We start from the raw sequence: 17,145 nt of genomic DNA on the forward strand, positions 1-17,145 counted from the left end.
CACAAGCAGTTATCCGGCAGACAGGGATCGTGGTCGGAAAAACATCGAGGAAAGATCCGTACCGCGCCAGTAGCGCCGAAAGATCCAAGGACCGCATTACTGAAAAGCCCGGGCCACCGGGCTTTTTGGAATGCCTACCGACACCCCCATCCATCTATTTAACAAAGCACCGGCCATCTGCCGGTTTTACGCATTCCAGGAGGCGTGACATGACAAACGAGCAGCAAGCGTTGGCAGAAATGCCTATCTGGCTGGTGATTATTCTGGCCCTGATTGGCGGTGTATCCGGGGAGATGTGGCGCGCCGACAAGGAGGGCGCCCGCGGTTGGTCACTGGTGCGCCGCCTGGCCCTGCGTTCCGGGGCGTGCATGGTGTGCGGGGTATCGGCGTTGATGCTGTTGTACGCCGCCGGCATGTCGATCTGGACGGCCGGTGCTCTGGGTTGCTTGACCGCCATGGCCGGCGCCGATGTCGCTATCGGCCTTTATGAGCGCTGGGCCGCCAAGCGCATCGGGGTCAACCAGCCCCCGGACTCAAAGTGATCGTTGCAAGGAAGCCACACCATGACCCTCATTGAAAAACCTTCACAACTGCCGATAGCCATCGGCCAGGCCCTGCGTGCGGCGTTTCCCGAGCTACGGGTGGGCAGCCCGCCGGGCATCCTGGCGGCGGATGAACCCTGCGTGGCAATCACCATCGAGCGTAATGGCCCGGGCGTCCGTTCCCTGGAGGGGCGCAAGGCTCATGTGCTGTCGATCTCGCTCAAGGTCATGTCCGCCCAGGGCGCGCAGCCCTTTGATGCCTGTGACCTGGCGAGCCGGCTGATGGACCTGGTGCTGGATAATCGTTGGCAGTTGCCGGCGGCCCAGTGCGATGTGCCCGTCAATATCGTTGCGCTGCCGTTGACCCTGGTGGGGGCCGACACTCACTACGACAGTTGGACCGTGTCCTTCAACCAAACCCTCTATCTCGGCCCGCCGCTGCTTGATGACCCTATCGGCAAGCCGCTGTTTGCCTGCACCTGGGAGGTGTCGAATATCGACGACCCCGATCAATACCGGCCATTGCAGGAGTAGCCCATGTTCGATGCACTGTTACGCCTGCAACTGGCGCCCATCGTCGAGCGCCTGGCGCAGATGGAAACCCAGCTTGAGGACCTCTATCGGCGCGCCGAGAGTTTTTGCCGGATCGGCGTGTGCCAGGAGGTCGACGCGGCCAGCAATACCTGCAAGGTCAGGCATGGCGAATTGCTGACCCCGGCGATTCGCTTTTTCAACCCCAGCGCCGGGGCGCAGACGGAAACGCGGATTCCCACCGTGGGTGAGCAATGCCTGCTGCTCAACTACGGTGGCGGCGAGGGCGGCGGGCAGTCGGTGGCGTTGTTTGGCCTCAACAGCGATCGCTTCCCGCCGCTGTCCAGTGTGGCCAGCCTGACGAGCCGGCGTTACCCGGACGGCACGCAAAGCGCCTACGACGCCGCCGGTCATGTACTGGATTGGAGCAACGGCCCCACGGCATTCAGTGGCTCCCGCGAGCAGGTGGAAATGAGTCTGGGCGCCGCCCGTTTGGTCATGACCGCCGCAACCATCAGCGTGCAGGTCGGTGCAGTTGGCCTGCTGCTGGATGCGTCCGGCGTGCACTTGAGTGGCCCGGTGGTGGACCACCAGGGCCGAGTTATCAGCACGGCATAAGGATTTGCCATGATCGGAATAGAGAGAAACACCGGGGCCGTGGTGGACGACTGGCCGCAATTTGTCCAGCGCGCCACCCGGGCCCTGACCACACCTTTGGGCACACGGCAGAAACGCCCGCTGTACGGTTCGCTGATCCCGCAATTGTTGGGGCAGAACCTGGGCGATGACCTGTTGATCCTCGCCCAAAGCCACGCCGCCCAGGCTTTTTACAACCCACAGAACGGCATCGCCGATTTTGATCCGCAAGTCATCGTCGCCAATCGCCAGGGCGCTGGCCTGTTGCTGCGGTTTGCCGGGACCTGGAAAAACCGCAAGCAATCCTTCGAGGTGGTGACATGAGCATGTTGATCCCCGGGCAGAACCAATTGGCGCCGCCCGACTTGATCGCCGTCGACGAATTCGAGCCGTTGCTGGCGCAGTTCAAGGCGTTTGTCGTCGACTATGTCGCCGCCCGCGCTCCGCAAAGCGCGGCCAAGCTCAAGGTCAGCCTGGACAACGAAAGCGAGTTGCTGACCCTGGCCCTGGAGGCGTTTTGTGTGCGCCTGCAAACCCATGAGCGCAAGTACAACGCGCGCATCCAGCAGATGCTGGCGTGGTGGGCCAACGGCAGCAACCTGGATGCGCGCCTGGCCGATATGGGCCTGGAGCGCCAGGTGCTCGACCCCGGCGACCCGGCGGCGTTCCCGCCGGTGCCGCCGACCCTCGAAAGCGATGACGATGCCCGGCTGCGCTACTACCTGGCACCCCACGCGCCGGCCGCTGGTTCGCGCATGCAGTATCGGCGCGAGGTCTTTACCCTCGGCGAACGGCCGGTGGTGAAAGTCCACGGTACTGCGGCGGGGGTGGTCACCGTCAGCTATACCTTCGACCCGGATGGCTATGCCGCCCAGGTCAAGGACGGCAACGCCCGGCGCACCGCACCTGGGCAAGTGATGGTCACCGTGCTGTCTCGTACCGGCAATGGCACGCCGTCGGCAGATTTGCTTGAAGGGGTGCGGCGTCATTTCGCCCGGCCCGATGTACGTCCGGAAACCGATTGGGTGGCGGTGCAGGGCGCGCAGATCGTGCCGTACAAGATCCGCGTGGTGGCCAAGATCAACGCCGGCCCCGACTCGGGGCTGACGCAAGTGGCGGCCCAGCAGCTACTGCAAACCTATGCCGAATCCTGCCACTGCCTGGAAGGGCGCGTGGACCCGAGCTGGATCGACTACACCATCCACACCGCCGGGGCGGCGCAGTTGGAGATTCTCGAACCGCTGGCGCCGATTATCACCACGGCATTCCAGGCCCCGTATTGCATGGGTGTCGAGGTGGAGGTGCGCAGCTTATGACTGAACAATCTCCCAGCCTGTTGCCCGCCAACAGCTCACCGCTGGAGAAGGCGCTGGACCTGGGCTTTGGCCGACTGCTCGAACGGGTCGCCCCGCCATTCCCGGCGTTGATGAACCCGCTGCAAACGCCCGCGCCGTTCCTGCCTTACCTGGCGGCGGACCGTGGCGTCAGCGAATGGAATGCATCTGCCAGCGAAACCGAAAAACGCCTCACGGTCGCCCTGTCCTGGCAAATCCAGCGCCAGGCCGGCACACCCAAGGCGTTGAGCCACGCGGTCGAATCCCTGGGATTCACCCCCAATATTCTGGCCTGGTACCAGCAGCGCCCGCAGGCCCAGCCCTACACCTTTGACGTGCAGGCGATCATCGGCCGCAGTTGGTCCAGTGGCGACCACAACCGTTTGATCCGCCGCATCAACGCGGCCAAGAGCGAGCGCGACCTGGCCACCATCACCCTGGTGCACGAAGTGTTCGGTGGGCTGCCGATGACCGGCGCCGCCCACCGTGCACTGAGCGACGGCGAGTTGTCGTTGTGGGGCGCGCTGCCGGAACTCGCATTGAGTTCAAGGCTAAACAGTGCGGGCATCGCCCAGCACTACACCATTAACGACTACGACCTCAGGGCGCAGCCATGACCGATGACATCACGCGCCTGGTGCGCTTCACCTCCAAGGGTTTGGATGAAGTGCTGCAGGCAAAGAACCAAGGCTTGAAAGGCGAAATCACCCACATCGCCGCCGGCACCGGCCGCTACAACCCCACCGGCAACGAAACCGCCCTGCGCAATGAGCGCCAGCGCGTAGCCATTGTGGACTACGAAGACCTGGGCCAGCGCCAACTGCGCATGGCCGCGCTGTTTGATGGCGATGGCGAATATGAGATTGGCGAGTTCGGGTTTTATCTCGCCAGCGGGACGTTGTTGGCCGTGTATTCGGTGGCGGGGCAGTTGCTGACGTATAAGGCGGCGGCGGCGCGGGTGCTGCAGAAGTTCACGTTGGATATTTCGCCGTTGCCGGCGGATAGCGTCACCGTGATCGTGGGCTCGGAAAACCTCAACATCCTAATGGTGGATGAGTTGGCGTCACTCTCGGCGGCGAGCATCGACAACATGGCGCGAGGAGTCGGAGTTTTATTCCGATTGATGGCGCTTGAAGCGAAGGCTTAACACAAGATCAATGCACTACAAGGAGTTTGAACATTGAGTACTGAACAGCAATTGGCCGCGGTTGTCAGCGCGGCAAATAATCTGACGGGTGTTGTGACTGGCAAGATTGGCGAGATTGACCGCGCCCTTGAAGTTGCACAACAAACCTACCGCGAACAGCTCGCCAGCCTGAATCAACGTTTGCCCAGGCTGGCGATTACGAAAAACTTCACCATGGTCCCGGACGCCAATGGCAACTTGGTTGATGGCTGGGATGTTCATCAGCAGGTCACTACTACCAAACTGCGTTCGATCGTCGCTACGTCACAGAGTGCGGGTCGCCCCCAGGCCGATGTCGACTTTATGCGAGAAGTGCAAGCCGATGTACGCGAGCAGTTCCCGGACTTCGAAATCCACGCTGCCGACTTTTGGCGAAACCCTATCCATGTCTGGCAGATGAAATGGTCGGACAACCTCGGAAGCCCGTGGCTTGCGTTTCCACATTCCATCGACGCCGCACGGCCAAGTGGTGGCGGGACCCTGCTTTTGAACTCGATGCTGACGATGGGCGCCTTTGTCCGGGTGGTTGAGGGCGAGATCAGGGGCACTTGGGCGACGGGTGCTGAGTCGGGCAAATGGCGTTGGTGTTCTTTGGCAATCCAGCCGGCCGGCGTGTTTGGTCAGTACATGATCATGCACCCGGAACGTGTTTCTGTCGGTGGGACAGTCGAGGTCATGCTTGCTGGCGCCTGTACCGGTGTCGTGACTAATCCGGCCGACTGGTCTTGCATGCTGGCTTTGGGTTAAGGAGACCTTTGATGAAACCTGTATTTGCATCTGCTGAACTGCATCCGTTGATTAAATGGAGTGTCATTCGAGCGTCGCGCGACGCCGATCTGGCCGCCAGCGATTATGCGGCAATGCCGGATTACCCCATGGCCGATAAAGACCGCCCGGTATTCGTCGCCTACCGCAAGGCACTGCGCGATATCCCCGACCAGGGCGCCGACCCGGATGCTGTGATCTGGCCTGAAAAACCGGCCTTCCTGAAGTAACTCACCCCACCGCGACAGCGGTTTTTTTTCGCCCGCCCAAAGCCCCTCCCGCAGGGGTTTTGCGCTTTTTGCACCCGGAGAATTCCCCCCATGGCCAACCGCCAAACCTACACCGTCCTCATCCCATTCCCCACCGGAGGTGGCCACTGGTCCACCGTCGGTCAGGAACTGGAGCTGCTGGACGTCGAAGCAACCGCCCTGCGCACCGCCGGCCGCCTGGAATTGACCAGCGTGCTGGCTGCCGCCCAAGACACCCCACCGGCCAAGAAGGCCGTCACCAAGAAGGCTGAATAATCATGGCTGAGGTTTTGAACTTCGAGCATAACGGCATCACCGTCAATGCCAGCGAATCCCCCGAGGCCATGGGTGGCCTGGGTGACAACGTGATCGGCCTGGTCGGCACCGCGCCCAATGCGCACCTGTCGATCCCGAAAAACGCCCCGTTCCGTATCAACAGCTTCACCGCCCAGGCGCTGCTGGACCCCACCGGCGCCGAGTCGGGCACGTTGTTTCATGCGGTGTACCAGATCCTCAAAGTGGTCAAGGTGCCGGTGTATGTGGTGATCGTCGAAGAGGGCGCGACCCCGGCCGATACCCTCAACAACGTGATCGGCGGGAATGAGCCGGTGACCGGTCGCAAACTGGGCCTCGCAGCGCTTGGCAGCGTGCCCGAAGACCTGACCATCATCGGCGCCCCGGGCTTTACCGGGACCAAGGCTGTGGCCGGTGAATTTGCCGCGTTCGGCAAGCGTATCAAGGCCCGTGTGGTGCTGGACGGCAAAGACGCCAGCGTCGCCGACCAAGTGACCTACAGCGGCGAGCTGGGTGGCGAAGGCCTGGGTTTCGACCGCTGCCTGCTGGTGCACAACATGCCGTCGGTGTACTCCAAGGCTGCGAAGAAAAACGTGTTCCTCGCGCCGTCGTCCCTGGCCATCGCCGCATTGGCCAAGGTCAAGCAGTGGGAAAGCCCGGGCAATCAGGTGACCTTCGCCGAAGATGTTTCCCGCGTGGTCGAGTACAACATCCTCGACACCTCCACCGAAGGCGACCTGCTCAACCGCTACGGCGTGAGCTACTACGCGCGCACCGTCCTCGGTGGCTTCTCGCTGCTGGGTAACCGCTCCGTCACCGGCAAGTTCATCAGCTATGTCGGCCTGGAAGACGCCATCAGCCGCAAGCTGGTCAAGGCCGGGCAGAAAGCCATGGCGCACAACCTGACCAAGTCGTTCATGGACCAGGAGGTCAAGCGCATCAACGACTGGCTGCAAACCCTGGTGGCCGACGAAACCATCCCCGGTGGCAGCGTGTACCTGCACCCGGAACTCAACAGTGTCGAGAAGTACAAGAACGGCACCTGGTTCATCGTGATCGACTACGGCCGCTATGCGCCGAACGAACATATGGTTTATCAACTCAATGCCCGCGATGAAATCATCGAGCAATTCCTGGAGGACGTTCTCTAATGTTTACCAACCGAGTAAGACAGGCCATTGCGGCCACCCTCCAGGGCCTGCCGCTGTCGGCGACCGTCGAGGAATTCACCCCGCCGAAGATCGAGTTCGAAATGGAGCCCATGTCCGGCGGGCGCTTTATCGCCGAGGAAATGGCCAAGAGTGGCAAGGTACTCAGCGCCAAGCTGGTGCTGCAAGGCGCCGGTCCCGAAATTATGCTGGCCCTGGGCGTGCGCCTGGGCGAAGACATCCTGCTTAACGTGCGCGAAGCGGGCCAGGACCAGGACGGCAAGACCTACTTCACCTACCACACCGTCGGCGGCAAGCTCAAATCCCTGGAGGAAGCCAAGCTGAAGATGGGCGAAAAGGCGACTACCACCCTGGATCTGTCCTGCCGCACCTACCATCGCCTGGACAACGGCGTGCCGGTGATCGACATCGACGTGCGCACCCAGAAGTTTGTGCTCAACGGCGTCGACATCCTCGGCGATGCCCGGCGTGCGGTGTTGATGCCGTAAACCTTTCCACGAATCGGAAATAGGCACGGCCAGTGTGGGAGCAGGCACGCCAGCTCCCACATTGACCGTGTCCACGTGTTCAACATTGTTCATCAAGGAATTTCGCCCATGGCCTGGAAGCCACCCCTGCATATCCTGCTGGCGCCCATCACCGCCGACAGCGGTGCGACGATCGAGCAGATCCAACTCAAACCCTTGTTCTACGCCCCACAAAAACAGGCGCTGGCCCGTGCGGGCGATGACGAGGACGATCAATTCTTCGAACTGGCCAAGCTGGCCACCGGCCTTTCGGAAAAAGAACTCGACCAACTCAAGCGCCCGGACTACGTGAGCATCGTCCAGTACGTGCACGACCTCTCGACGCGCCCGGCTTCGTTCTTCCTGGAAGGTTCCACCGAGCCCGGCGAACAGGTGCAACTGCTGCTGCCACTGGACGTGGCCGGCCGCGTGTTGACCAGCGTCACCCTGGAAATGCCCGCCCTGCGCGCCACCAAGGTGATGAAAAAGCTCGCCACCAACAAAGAGCGCGCCGAGTTCATTACCTCGCACTGCACCGGCCTGATGATCCCCGACCTGGACGGCCTGACCGTGCCGGACTGGACGGAGATGCAGGAGCGCATCGACGATTTTTTAAACAAACCGGCGGACTTCTTTCGCAGCGCGATATCGAAGTAATCCTCGATGTTGTACCGCTGGTTTACTCGGTAAACGAAGCGGAAATTCTTGAATGGAATGCCGCAAAAGCATTGCGCCGCTACGACATCGCGATCAATCGCCTTGGCGTCAAATAGGAGTAGAGCGAGATGCAAGACCCTCGATATACGCTCAAGCTCGCCGACGAAGACAAGCGCTGGATGACCTTTCCCGCACTGGCCGAAAGTGGAGCCTTGCAACTGCCGGGCCTGCTTGAAGCACAGGACGAAAGTCTGGTTGGCGCCACCAGTGTGGGCGGCGCAACAGAACCGCCGTCTGAGCTGAGCCTGGCCCTGGCCAATGCCAGCCTGCATATCCACGCGTTGACCGAAGAACAGGTGCGCCTGCGCGAGAGCCTGGAAACCCTTAATGGCACCCTGTTTATCACGGGCGGCTCCCTGCTCGGTGGTGTCGCTGCAAGCTCCGTCCCTGTGGCTCCAGAGGCCATCCAAGACAAGGAGCCGGCAGCGGACTCCTGGTACACCAAGGGGGCAAATTGGTTGGGGGAGGGCTATCTCGAGACGGCCAGGAGCCGGTTAACGGGCAAGGCTGTCGATGTGACGCTTGGCAAGTTGCCCGGCGTGGGGAAACTGTTTCGCGACGATAGCAAGGATTGCTGCTGCCCAGGGGCGACCGAAACCTTGAAGGGACGTGCGCGTTTTCTGCCGAAAAAAACGCTGCGCGAGAGACTCACGGAGCGGTCGTCGTCGAAAAAAACCACCCGCGTCGGCAGCAGCATTGCTGGGTCAATGGCAACGCTGCAGCGTATTTTTGGACAGGCCAGCAAGGCGTTTGACGGGCCCAAAGTGGGTTTTCATGGTGCGTCGTTTCAAGTTGATCGGCCCGCTCCGCGCCTGGGCGAGCGTTCATCCAAGGCGCTTGTTTCACCCGTTCGTGGGCCGCTGTTGCTCAGCGCTCCAGCGCTCGTTTTGCCCAAGACTATCCCCTCCAACCTGGTTTCAACGATGACCAAACTGGAGTCCGTCGGCACTCGATCCCTTGCGCCGCTGCGCTACGCCGACACCGCCGTCAACCTCGTCCAAGGTGTGCGCAATGGCGACCTGCAAGCGGTTGGCAGTAGCCTCGGCACTGCCGGCGGTGCATGGGCCGGCGCCACTGCCGGGGCGGCCCTTGGTACCCTGGTTTTGCCAGGCGTTGGCACTGCCGTCGGTGGCCTGATCGGCGGCCTGTTGGGCGGCGAAGCGGGCACCTGGCTGGGTGAGAAACTCTTCCCTTCCAGCAATCGCCTGCCATCGCCCGATGCAGTGAGCAAAGAGCTCAACAGCGCCCGCTCGGACAACGTCCAGGTCACCCTGGCACCGAGCATCCAGATCACCGGCGTCAACCCCGCCGACGCCCAGCAGGTGGTCGACCGGGTCCTGCAAACCCTGCAAAACCAATGCGTGCCGATGCTCACCGATTCACTGGCGGTTCGGCGCAACGCGGCACTGACCGATGGAGGTGATTAATGCGACAGCAGATGGTGCTGGGCGACTTTATTTTCGGGCTGTCCCGAGGGTTCGCCTATTCCACGCTCCAGCGCAGCAGTGATGGCGGCTGGGGTGACCTGGAGATTATTGCCAGCAAGCCCCAGTCGCGGCAAAACGGCCAGAAGCTGGAAAAACTGACCTTCGCCGGCACCGCCATGGCGGCCGTTGGCATGCAGCGCCTGGACCAATTGCGCGCCTTGCAGGATGCACGGGCACCGCTGCCGTTGGTTGATGGCATCGGCCGCAACTGGGGCCTGTGGCGCATTACCGGGCTCACGGAAAACCAGGCCAATGTGATCGACGACGGCACTGCCATGTTGATCAATTGGTCGCTGGTGCTGGAGGAATTCGTCAATGCGTAGAGTACGAAGTATTGCCGGTGATTCGGTCAACCTGCTGCTCTACCGCGAGCTGGGGCGGTGCGATGACGCGGCCGAAGAAACCCTCTGGCGCTTGAACCCTGGGCTTGCCGAGCATGGCCCGGTGTTGCCGGCGGGCGTAGGGGTGATCGTGCCCGAGATGGACGCGCAACCGGGTGTTGCAAAGCCCGTTTCGGCCTGGGATTAAGGAGGCAGCATGGCAATGGGATTTACCCCGGTCGTGGAGATTTATGGCGCCAACGCAGCTCTGATCAACCCGCGGCTGATGCAGTGGAAGCACACCGATGCGGCGGGGATCGAATCCGACCGCCTGGAACTGACCATCAATATCGAGGGCCTGGAAGGCCTGCCTAGCCTGGGCGCCAAGATCGGTTTGCGCGTGGGTTACCGCGAGTCGGGCCTGGTGGAAAAAGGCGAGTTTGTGATTACCCAGCGCACCCCCTACCTGTTTCCCATGCGCCTGGCGCTCGTGGCCACGGCGGCGCCGTTCAGCGTGATGGACCAGAGTGGCTACCGCCAGCGCCGTTCCGCCAGCCATGGGCCCACGACCCTCGGTGCGCTGTTTCGCCAACTGGCGACGCGGCATGGGTTTTCGCCCAGGGTGGCGCCGTCGCTGGATGGGATTGCGATTGATCATATCGACCAGTCCAACGAGACCGACATGGGCTTTATCACCCGCCTGGCCGGGCGCCACAACGCGGTGACCAAGCCGGTCAACGAGCTGTATGTGCTGGCGGAAAGCGGCCAGGTCAAGTCGCTCTCGGGCCAGCAACTGCCGGATGTGCGGCTGTCGGTGACCCATGACAACCGTCCCGGCGAGCAGGCGTTTATCAGTGCCCGGGTTGATGAAAATGTGCGGGCCAAATACCAGGGTTGCCGTGTCAGTTGGTGGGATGCCGCGGCCTCTCGCCAGCGCGTGGTCGAGGTGGGGATCGCACCGTTCAAGACGTTGCGCCAACGGTGCCAGAGTGAAACCGAAGCGCGCTCAGTGGCACAGGGCGAGTTGCGCCGGGTGGGGCGTGAAGGTTTGAGCATCACTATCGACTGCCCTGGTAACCCGTTGCTGTCCGCCGAAGGCCTGTTGTTGCTGGATGAAACCTGGCCGGGCTATATGCAGGGGCGCTGGTCGATTGACAAGGTGACCCATGTAGGCGACACGACGACGGGGTATCGCAGTTCGATCATGGCCCGTGGATTGGCCTCTTAAATGGTTGGAGATCAAGGATGATCACGCTGACGCAGTTGCAACAGATCCTGCCTAACGCCCGCGCCCAAGCGGGTGTTTTTATTTTGGCATTGAACGCCGCCATGCTTCATCGACACATCACCGGGTCCAAGCGGATGGCGGCCTTTATCGCCCAGGTCGGGCATGAGTCCGGCGAACTGCGTTACGTGCGTGAACTGGGCGGCGAGCACTACCTGAGCAAATACGACACGGGCGCCTTGGCTGCACGCCTGGGCAACACTCCCGACGCCGACGGTGATGGCCAGAAGTACCGGGGCCGCGGCTTGATCCAGATTACCGGGCGGCGCAATTACCTGGCCTGTAGCCGGGCGCTGTTTGGCGATGAACGTCTGCTGCATTTCCCCGAACTGCTGGAACAACCGCAATGGGCGGCGGAATCCGCCGCCTGGTTCTGGCACAGCAACGGCTTGAATGAATTGGCGGACCAGGACCAATTCACCACCATCACCCGCCGTATCAATGGTGGCCTTAACGGACTGGAGCACCGCCAACAGTTGTGGGAAAAGGCGAGGGCAGTGTTATGCCGTTGAGCGGGCGCATATGGGCGGTTGCCCTGCTGATGGCTATCTCGGCGGCAGCCAGCTGGCAGGTCCAGGCCTGGCGCCATGGCCTTGCCTTTGAACGCCAGGCTGCGCGGCATTCAGAGGTGCTCAACCGACAAAGCCAGGCGGCGCTGGGCCAATACCGGGCCGAACAGCACAGGCGTCAGGCGTTGGAGCAACAGCTTCAGGCCAGCGATCAACAACACACCCGGGAGTTGAACGATGCACAGCGTCACCAGGTTTATCTGCGCGACCGGCTGGCCACTGCTGATGTGCGCTTGTCAGTCCTTCTCGACCCCGCCGACCCCGCCAACAGCCACGCAATGCCAGCCACCGCTGCCGGCAGCGTGGTTCATGGCGCCGCGCGAGGCCGACTTGACCCGGCGCATGCTCAACGAATTATCGGCATCACCGATGCCGGCGATGACGGATTGATCGCGTTGCGGGCCTGCCAGGCCTATGTGCAGGTCATCTCCCGGTAAGTCGATGAACCCGTCTGCACCTTGCGTGGCCGATGGGCTCCTGTAGGGTAGGCAAACCCCCGCACTTTCCTGGAGACGACCGTGAAGGAAATTACCCAACTCGCCGCCGAACTTGGCCGGCGTTTGCAGGTGCTCAATGCCCACGTCACCACCGCCGAGTCCTGCACCGGTGGTGGTATTGCCGAAGCCATCACCCGTATTCCGGGGAGTTCGGCCTGGTTCGAGGCCGGGTACGTGACCTATTCCAATCGGCAGAAGACCCGCCAGCTGAATGTGCCACAGGGTTTGTTCCCCAAGGTCGGCGCGGTCAGCCGTGAAGTGGTCGAGGCCATGGCCCGGGGCGCCCAGGAAAAAAGCCTGGCGCGGTTTGCCGTGGCGGTCAGTGGTGTGGCGGGCCCCGATGGCGGCTCGCCGGACAAACCGGTGGGCACCGTATGGCTGGCCTGGGGCGTCGGCGAAGAGGTTACGGCCGAGTGCCAGCACTTCCCCGGCAACCGCGACGAGGTCCGCCGACAAACGGTAAAGGCCGCATTAGAGGGGCTGTTGCGACGAGCTGCAGCAGAAATAGAAAATCAGGGGTAGGCGATCCCCGATCTTTATGGAACAATACTGTCTACTTATACAGGTGTTGGCCGTCAGGCCTTATTGATTACGTGAGGACTTTAATGGACGACAACAAGAAGAAAGCCTTGGCTGCGGCCCTGGGTCAGATCGAACGTCAATTCGGCAAGGGTGCCGTAATGCGTATGGGCGATCACGACCGTCAGGCGATCCCGGCTATTTCCACTGGCTCTCTGGGTCTGGACATCGCGCTCGGCATTGGCGGCCTGCCAAAAGGCCGTATCGTTGAAATCTACGGTCCAGAGTCTTCTGGTAAAACCACCCTGACCCTGTCGGTGATTGCCCAGGCCCAAAAAATGGGCGCCACCTGCGCGTTCGTCGATGCCGAGCACGCCCTGGATCCTGAATACGCGGGCAAGCTGGGCGTCAATGTCGACGACCTGCTGGTTTCGCAGCCGGACACTGGCGAACAAGCCCTGGAAATCACCGACATGCTGGTGCGCTCCAACGCCATCGACGTGATCGTGGTCGACTCCGTGGCGGCCCTGGTGCCGAAGGCCGAGATCGAAGGCGAAATGGGCGACATGCACGTCGGCCTGCAAGCCCGTCTGATGTCCCAGGCCCTGCGTAAAATCACCGGTAACATCAAGAACGCCAACTGCCTGGTGATCTTCATCAACCAGATCCGGATGAAGATCGGCGTAATGTTCGGCAGCCCGGAAACCACCACCGGTGGTAACGCGCTGAAGTTCTACGCTTCGGTCCGTCTGGACATCCGCCGTACCGGCGCGGTGAAGGAAGGTGACGAGGTTGTCGGTAGCGAAACCCGCGTCAAGGTGGTGAAGAACAAGGTAGCCCCGCCATTCCGTCAGGCTGAGTTCCAGATTCTCTACGGCAAGGGTATCTACCTGAACGGCGAGATGATCGACCTGGGCGTGCTGCACGGTTTTGTCGAGAAGTCCGGTGCCTGGTATGCCTACAACGGCAGCAAGATCGGTCAGGGCAAGGCCAACTCGGCCAAGTTCCTGCAGGACAACCCGGATATCGCGGCGACCCTTGAGAAGCAAATCCGCGACAAGCTGCTGACCCCGGCGCCAGACGTCAAGGCTGCGGCTAACCGTGAACCTGTTGATGACATGGCAGAAGCCGACGCTGATATCTGAGTCCAACGATGACAGTTGTACTCGATACGCTGGTTGCCGTACGGCGTACGGCAATGGACCTGCTCGCACGACGCGAGCATGGTCGTGTCGAGCTGACGCGTAAATTGCGTCAGCGTGGCGCCCCTCCTGAAATGATCGAAACAGCCCTCGACCGCCTGACGGAAGAGGGGCTGCTTTCCGAAGCCCGATATCTCGAAAGTTTTGTTTCCTACCGGGCACGCTCGGGCTACGGGCCTGCGCGGATTCGCGAGGAGCTGAGCCAGCGGGGCTTGCAGCGCGCCGATATTGATCTGGCACTGCGCGAGTGTGGCATCAGTTGGCAAACACAACTGGAAGACACCTGGCGCCGCAAATTTGCTGGCCATCTGCCTATTGATGCCCGTGAGCGTGCCAAGCAAGGGCGTTTTTTGAGTTATCGCGGGTTTTCGATGGAGATGATCAGCCGGCTGTTGAGCGGTCGAGATCTGGACGACTGATTCTTCGGCAAGCGACGATCAAAGGTGGGAGCTGTCGAGCTCCTGCGAGGCTTCGATGGTGGCCTCACAGCGAATAGTGTATTGCCTGACACGCCGCCATCGCGCCTCGCAGGGGCTCGACAGCTCCCACATAAAACAGCACTAAAAAAGGCCCGCTATGAAAATAGCGGGCCTTTTTTGTGTTTTACGGCATCACGCCGGTTCCGGCGCTACCCGTTGCTGTGCTTTGCCCTGAGCCTCAGCCCAGTTCTCCGGCAGGTTGATGTAATCCACCAACTCCCGCAATCGCCCCTGGTTCCGCCCGGTGAAGTTGAACACCAGGCGTGTCAGGTGGCTGAAGCGTGCTTCATCGTGCTCTTGGCCCCCGTAGGGCAGTTGCTGGAAGTCATCACTGAGCCGCAGATCAGCGAAGGCCGTCTGTATATGCGCCATTGCCTGCTCGCTGAGCGGATGGTTCATGCGCACCACGAACTGGCGCTTCAACCAGCGGGTGGAATGGAAGTTGGCATAGAACTGGTTGATTTCATGCACCGCCTCTTCAGCGCTGTGCACCAGGCGCACTAGCTTGAGGTCGGTGGGCAAGATGTAGCGGTTGGCCTCCAGTTGGTTGCGAACAAACTCCAGGGCACCTTTCCAGAAACCGCCGCCAGGCTCGTCCAGCAGCACCACAGGCACCAACGGGCTCTTGCCGGTCTGGATCAACGTCAGGACTTCCAGCGCTTCATCCAGGGTGCCGAAGCCGCCGGGGCAGAGCACCAACCCATCAGCTTCCTTGACGAAAAACAGCTTGCGGGTAAAGAAGAAGTGAAATGACAGCAGGTTTTCCGTGCCATCAATGGTCGGGTTGGCATGCTGCTCAAAGGGCAGGGTGATATTGAACCCCAGGCTGTGTTCCAGGCCCGCCCCTTCGTGGGCCGCGGCCATGATGCCGCCGCCGCCGCCGGTGATGACCATCAGGTCCGAGCGGGCCAGGGCTGCGCCCACTTCCCGGGCCAGGGCATAGAGCGGGCTTTCCACTGGTGTGCGGGCCGAGCCGAAGACGGTGACCTTGCGTCGGCCCTTGAACTGTTCGAGCACGCGAAACGCATGGTCCAGTTCATTTATCGCCTTCAATGTGATCTTGGCGTTCCAGCGGTCGCGGTCGTCCTGGGCCATGCGCAGCACGGTGAGGATCATGTCGCGATACAGGGAGATATTCGGGCTGCTGGGGGCAATCAGCTTGAGTTGCGCTTCGACCTGTTGTGTAAGGTCGTTCCCGTTTTCTGGAAAATGACGGGACAGCAGGTCATTCGGTTGATCAGGCATTCAGCTTCTCCTTCGTTACAGAGCCCCGGCGTCTTGCTTGCAGGCTGCTGACGGCGACGAAACAGGCTCTGTATGTTCCTTGTGGTTAAAAACCTTTGCACTGCAAGTCACGCGAGGGCAACCTTTTTTGCCCTGGAAATGTTACCGGATCGCTCGATCATGAGCCCCTAAAGTCTTGTCTGGCAATAACTTAATGGGCATTGATCGAGGTTTTGCGGGCGGGAGCTGTCGCGCCGTTGACCAACGGCGCGTGGGAGAGGGGGCTTACTTTTTCTTCTTGGCCGGGGCCGGGCAATCAGTCTCGACGAACTTGACCGAGGCCACTGGCCGGTTGGTTTTGTTTTCGGTGATTTCGTAGCGCATCACGGCGCCCTTGGCCATCAACTCGCGATAGCCTTTGTTCAGGCAAACGCTTTGTCCCAGTTGGAAATACACGGCTTTGGGGTTGGCGCGCATTTGCTCGGCGCGCTCGGGCAGCACGCTCAAGTGGTCAATCAGTTGCATGCCTTCGACGGTGTAGGCCACTTCCAGGGTTTGCTCATCAATTTCCCTGGGCAGGTCTTTGTTGCTTTCTGCCGCGACGCTTTGCAGTTTCTTGTTCATTTGCAGCTCCACCAGGGAGGCTGCCTGGGCGCCCAAGGGCAATACCAGCGCCAGGGCGACGGTCGGGGCGGCAAGACGCAACATAAGACGCAGCATGAAACTCTCCTGATTCGGTTACTGGTCCATAGACCCATCACTGCGCTATGCGTTCAGTGGCGCAGGATTATAGGTGACCTGTCGCCGCGACGGCCAGGCGTATTGGCGGGGCGGCTCTGGTAAACTGCTGGCACTTTTGCCTGCCCCCGAGTTTTGTCCGTGTCGATTTTCATCGCTTCACAACGGCACCCGCTATGAGCCACGCGGTGTTCCGTCTGCGCACCCAGCGCCTGGCCCGTGCCGTCAGCCCCTTTGTCGCACGCGGCTCGCGTGCAGAACGTTGCCCCAGATGCCGAGTGATCCCCCAATACTGCCTGTGCGCCTGGCGTCCCAAGGTCCAGGCCAGGTCGGCCATGTGCCTGTTGATGCACGATGTGGAGCCGATGAAGCCCAGCAATACCGGTTGGCTGATCGCTGATGTGATCGAAGACACCAGCGCCTTCCCCTGGACGCGCACGGCCGTCGAACCTGAGTTGCTGGCGCTGCTGGCCGACCCGCAATGGCAGCCCTACATCGTCTTTCCCGGCGAGTTTGTGGCGCCGCAGCGGGTGGTCAGCGAGGTGAAGGTGGCGCAGGGCAAGCGCCCGTTGTTTATCCTGCTGGACGGCACCTGGAGCGAAGCGCGCAAGATGTTTCGCAAGAGCCCGTATCTGGAGCACCTGCCGGTACTGAGCCTGGAGCCGGAGCAGCTTTCGCGCTACAAATTGCGCCGCTCCAAGCGTGATGACCACTTCTGCACCGCCGAAGTGGCCGCGTTGTGCCTGGAACTGGCCGAGGACCAGCAGGCCAGCGAAGTGCTGGACGCCTACCTGGATGTTTTCAGTACCCATTACCTGGCGGCCAAGTTCCAGTTGGCGCTGGATCCGACGGACAGTGTCCACACGCGTCTGGCACCTTATCTGTAGGACTTCGGGG

The 17,145-nt window shown here is 61.4% G+C and carries 25 protein-coding genes; 23 read left to right on the forward strand and 2 right to left on the reverse strand.

Going from position 1 to position 17,145, the window contains the following annotated elements; all coding sequences use genetic code 11:
• The first annotated feature begins 209 nt into the window (after window positions 1-209).
• The 22 genes from HBO11_RS11825 to recX all read left to right on the forward strand — a co-directional run bounded on the left by HBO11_RS11825 (window position 210) and on the right by recX (window position 14,226).
• Complete coding sequence (locus HBO11_RS11825; protein ID WP_032858418.1) at window positions 210-542, forward strand: phage holin family protein; 333 nt, start codon at window positions 210-212, stop codon at window positions 540-542.
• Window positions 543-563: 21 nt separating this feature from the next.
• Window positions 564-1,076, forward strand: coding sequence for a hypothetical protein (locus HBO11_RS11830; RefSeq protein WP_169954575.1), 513 nt, complete (start codon window positions 564-566; stop codon window positions 1,074-1,076).
• 3 nt (window positions 1,077-1,079) lie between these two features.
• Window positions 1,080-1,691, forward strand: coding sequence for a phage baseplate assembly protein V (locus HBO11_RS11835; protein ID WP_169954576.1), 612 nt, complete (start codon window positions 1,080-1,082; stop codon window positions 1,689-1,691).
• A gap of 9 nt (window positions 1,692-1,700) precedes the next feature.
• On the forward strand, window positions 1,701-2,033 hold the full coding sequence (locus HBO11_RS11840; RefSeq protein ID WP_057439347.1) for a hypothetical protein: 333 nt from the start codon (window positions 1,701-1,703) through the stop codon (window positions 2,031-2,033).
• Window positions 2,030-3,025: a baseplate J/gp47 family protein gene (locus tag HBO11_RS11845; RefSeq protein WP_169954577.1), complete on the forward strand. Its 996-nt coding sequence runs from the start codon at window positions 2,030-2,032 to the stop codon at window positions 3,023-3,025. The genes HBO11_RS11840 and HBO11_RS11845 overlap by 4 nt, the downstream gene beginning before the upstream one ends.
• A complete protein-coding gene (locus HBO11_RS11850) occupies window positions 3,022-3,660 on the forward strand; it encodes a phage tail protein I (RefSeq protein WP_169954578.1) in 639 nt (212 codons plus the stop codon). The genes HBO11_RS11845 and HBO11_RS11850 overlap by 4 nt, the downstream gene beginning before the upstream one ends.
• Window positions 3,657-4,190 (forward strand): phage tail protein, encoded by a 534-nt coding sequence (locus tag HBO11_RS11855; RefSeq protein WP_169954579.1) that lies wholly within the window; start codon window positions 3,657-3,659, stop codon window positions 4,188-4,190. The genes HBO11_RS11850 and HBO11_RS11855 overlap by 4 nt, the downstream gene beginning before the upstream one ends.
• 33 nt (window positions 4,191-4,223) lie before the next feature.
• Window positions 4,224-4,976, forward strand: a complete 753-nt coding sequence (locus HBO11_RS11860) for a hypothetical protein (protein ID WP_169954580.1) — start codon at window positions 4,224-4,226, stop codon at window positions 4,974-4,976.
• A gap of 11 nt (window positions 4,977-4,987) precedes the next feature.
• A complete protein-coding gene (locus HBO11_RS11865; protein ID WP_169954581.1) occupies window positions 4,988-5,224 on the forward strand; it encodes a tail fiber assembly protein in 237 nt (78 codons plus the stop codon).
• A gap of 90 nt (window positions 5,225-5,314) precedes the next feature.
• Window positions 5,315-5,518, forward strand: a complete 204-nt coding sequence (locus tag HBO11_RS11870) for a hypothetical protein (protein ID WP_099167790.1) — start codon at window positions 5,315-5,317, stop codon at window positions 5,516-5,518.
• 2 nt (window positions 5,519-5,520) lie between these two features.
• Window positions 5,521-6,687, forward strand: a complete 1,167-nt coding sequence (locus tag HBO11_RS11875) for a phage tail protein (RefSeq protein WP_169954582.1) — start codon at window positions 5,521-5,523, stop codon at window positions 6,685-6,687.
• Window positions 6,687-7,193, forward strand: a complete 507-nt coding sequence (locus HBO11_RS11880) for a phage major tail tube protein (protein WP_169954583.1) — start codon at window positions 6,687-6,689, stop codon at window positions 7,191-7,193. The genes HBO11_RS11875 and HBO11_RS11880 overlap by 1 nt, the downstream gene beginning before the upstream one ends.
• Before the next feature lie 108 nt (window positions 7,194-7,301).
• Entirely contained in the window at window positions 7,302-7,868 is a 567-nt protein-coding gene (locus tag HBO11_RS11885; protein WP_169954584.1) for a phage tail assembly protein, read from the forward strand.
• A gap of 128 nt (window positions 7,869-7,996) precedes the next feature.
• Window positions 7,997-9,355, forward strand: coding sequence for a tail tape measure protein (locus HBO11_RS28660; RefSeq protein WP_262381031.1), 1,359 nt, complete (start codon window positions 7,997-7,999; stop codon window positions 9,353-9,355).
• Window positions 9,355-9,738, forward strand: a complete 384-nt coding sequence (locus HBO11_RS11895) for a phage tail protein (protein WP_169954585.1) — start codon at window positions 9,355-9,357, stop codon at window positions 9,736-9,738. Before HBO11_RS28660 ends, HBO11_RS11895 begins: the two co-directional genes overlap by 1 nt.
• Entirely contained in the window at window positions 9,731-9,943 is a 213-nt protein-coding gene (locus tag HBO11_RS11900; protein WP_169954586.1) for a tail protein X, read from the forward strand. Before HBO11_RS11895 ends, HBO11_RS11900 begins: the two co-directional genes overlap by 8 nt.
• Window positions 9,944-9,952: 9 nt before the next feature.
• Entirely contained in the window at window positions 9,953-10,963 is a 1,011-nt protein-coding gene (locus tag HBO11_RS11905; RefSeq protein WP_169954587.1) for a contractile injection system protein, VgrG/Pvc8 family, read from the forward strand.
• 17 nt (window positions 10,964-10,980) lie between these two features.
• On the forward strand, window positions 10,981-11,532 hold the full coding sequence (locus HBO11_RS11910) for a glycoside hydrolase family 19 protein (protein WP_169954588.1): 552 nt from the start codon (window positions 10,981-10,983) through the stop codon (window positions 11,530-11,532).
• Between the two features lie 29 nt (window positions 11,533-11,561).
• Entirely contained in the window at window positions 11,562-12,026 is a 465-nt protein-coding gene (locus HBO11_RS11915; protein ID WP_262381032.1) for a lysis protein, read from the forward strand.
• An 81-nt stretch (window positions 12,027-12,107) separates the two neighbouring features.
• Entirely contained in the window at window positions 12,108-12,608 is a 501-nt protein-coding gene (locus HBO11_RS11920; RefSeq protein ID WP_169954590.1) for a CinA family protein, read from the forward strand.
• 83 nt (window positions 12,609-12,691) lie between these two features.
• Window positions 12,692-13,750 carry a recombinase RecA gene (recA, locus tag HBO11_RS11925; RefSeq protein WP_029295312.1) on the forward strand — a complete coding sequence of 353 codons (1,059 nt, stop codon included), beginning with the start codon at window positions 12,692-12,694 and terminating at the stop codon, window positions 13,748-13,750.
• An 8-nt stretch (window positions 13,751-13,758) separates the two neighbouring features.
• Entirely contained in the window at window positions 13,759-14,226 is a 468-nt protein-coding gene (gene recX / locus HBO11_RS11930; RefSeq protein WP_032858392.1) for a recombination regulator RecX, read from the forward strand.
• Between the two features lie 192 nt (window positions 14,227-14,418).
• On the opposite strand, the gene HBO11_RS11935 is transcribed toward recX, so the two are convergent.
• Both HBO11_RS11935 and HBO11_RS11940 read right to left on the reverse strand, forming a co-directional pair.
• Window positions 14,419-15,531 (reverse strand): TIGR00730 family Rossman fold protein, encoded by a 1,113-nt coding sequence (locus HBO11_RS11935; protein ID WP_169954591.1) that lies wholly within the window; start codon window positions 15,529-15,531, stop codon window positions 14,419-14,421.
• Between the two features lie 264 nt (window positions 15,532-15,795).
• Window positions 15,796-16,230, reverse strand: coding sequence for a PA3611 family quorum-sensing-regulated virulence factor (locus HBO11_RS11940; protein ID WP_169954592.1), 435 nt, complete (start codon window positions 16,228-16,230; stop codon window positions 15,796-15,798).
• Window positions 16,231-16,424: 194 nt separating this feature from the next.
• On the opposite strand from HBO11_RS11940, the gene HBO11_RS11945 reads away from it, so the two are divergent.
• A complete protein-coding gene (locus HBO11_RS11945; protein ID WP_169954593.1) occupies window positions 16,425-17,135 on the forward strand; it encodes a tRNA-uridine aminocarboxypropyltransferase in 711 nt (236 codons plus the stop codon).
• Window positions 17,136-17,145: the final 10 nt, after the last annotated feature.

It is taken from the genome of Pseudomonas sp. WS 5010 (genome assembly GCF_012985565.1).
GTDB lineage: Bacteria > Pseudomonadota > Gammaproteobacteria > Pseudomonadales > Pseudomonadaceae > Aquipseudomonas.

Bases quoted from the DNA above. Each gene is read 5' to 3' on its own strand.
- HBO11_RS11825 (WP_032858418.1), top strand. From the start codon at position 210: ATGACAAACGAGCAGCAAGCGTTGGCAGAAATGCCTATCTGGCTGGTG.
- HBO11_RS11830 (WP_169954575.1), top strand. From the start codon at position 564: ATGACCCTCATTGAAAAACCTTCACAACTGCCGATAGCCATCGGCCAG.
- HBO11_RS11835 (WP_169954576.1), top strand. From the start codon at position 1,080: ATGTTCGATGCACTGTTACGCCTGCAACTGGCGCCCATCGTCGAGCGC.
- HBO11_RS11840 (WP_057439347.1), top strand. From the start codon at position 1,701: ATGATCGGAATAGAGAGAAACACCGGGGCCGTGGTGGACGACTGGCCG.
- HBO11_RS11845 (WP_169954577.1), top strand. From the start codon at position 2,030: ATGAGCATGTTGATCCCCGGGCAGAACCAATTGGCGCCGCCCGACTTG.
- HBO11_RS11850 (WP_169954578.1), top strand. From the start codon at position 3,022: ATGACTGAACAATCTCCCAGCCTGTTGCCCGCCAACAGCTCACCGCTG.
- HBO11_RS11855 (WP_169954579.1), top strand. From the start codon at position 3,657: ATGACCGATGACATCACGCGCCTGGTGCGCTTCACCTCCAAGGGTTTG.
- HBO11_RS11865 (WP_169954581.1), top strand. From the start codon at position 4,988: ATGAAACCTGTATTTGCATCTGCTGAACTGCATCCGTTGATTAAATGG.
- HBO11_RS11870 (WP_099167790.1), top strand. From the start codon at position 5,315: ATGGCCAACCGCCAAACCTACACCGTCCTCATCCCATTCCCCACCGGA.
- HBO11_RS11875 (WP_169954582.1), top strand. From the start codon at position 5,521: ATGGCTGAGGTTTTGAACTTCGAGCATAACGGCATCACCGTCAATGCC.
- HBO11_RS11880 (WP_169954583.1), top strand. From the start codon at position 6,687: ATGTTTACCAACCGAGTAAGACAGGCCATTGCGGCCACCCTCCAGGGC.
- HBO11_RS11885 (WP_169954584.1), top strand. From the start codon at position 7,302: ATGGCCTGGAAGCCACCCCTGCATATCCTGCTGGCGCCCATCACCGCC.
- HBO11_RS28660 (WP_262381031.1), top strand. From the start codon at position 7,997: ATGCAAGACCCTCGATATACGCTCAAGCTCGCCGACGAAGACAAGCGC.
- HBO11_RS11895 (WP_169954585.1), top strand. From the start codon at position 9,355: ATGCGACAGCAGATGGTGCTGGGCGACTTTATTTTCGGGCTGTCCCGA.
- HBO11_RS11900 (WP_169954586.1), top strand. From the start codon at position 9,731: ATGCGTAGAGTACGAAGTATTGCCGGTGATTCGGTCAACCTGCTGCTC.
- HBO11_RS11905 (WP_169954587.1), top strand. From the start codon at position 9,953: ATGGCAATGGGATTTACCCCGGTCGTGGAGATTTATGGCGCCAACGCA.
- HBO11_RS11910 (WP_169954588.1), top strand. From the start codon at position 10,981: ATGATCACGCTGACGCAGTTGCAACAGATCCTGCCTAACGCCCGCGCC.
- HBO11_RS11915 (WP_262381032.1), top strand. From the start codon at position 11,562: ATGGCTATCTCGGCGGCAGCCAGCTGGCAGGTCCAGGCCTGGCGCCAT.
- recA (WP_029295312.1), top strand. From the start codon at position 12,692: ATGGACGACAACAAGAAGAAAGCCTTGGCTGCGGCCCTGGGTCAGATC.
- recX (WP_032858392.1), top strand. From the start codon at position 13,759: ATGACAGTTGTACTCGATACGCTGGTTGCCGTACGGCGTACGGCAATG.
- HBO11_RS11935 (WP_169954591.1), bottom strand. From the start codon at position 15,531: ATGCCTGATCAACCGAATGACCTGCTGTCCCGTCATTTTCCAGAAAAC.
- HBO11_RS11940 (WP_169954592.1), bottom strand. From the start codon at position 16,230: ATGCTGCGTCTTATGTTGCGTCTTGCCGCCCCGACCGTCGCCCTGGCG.
- HBO11_RS11945 (WP_169954593.1), top strand. From the start codon at position 16,425: ATGAGCCACGCGGTGTTCCGTCTGCGCACCCAGCGCCTGGCCCGTGCC.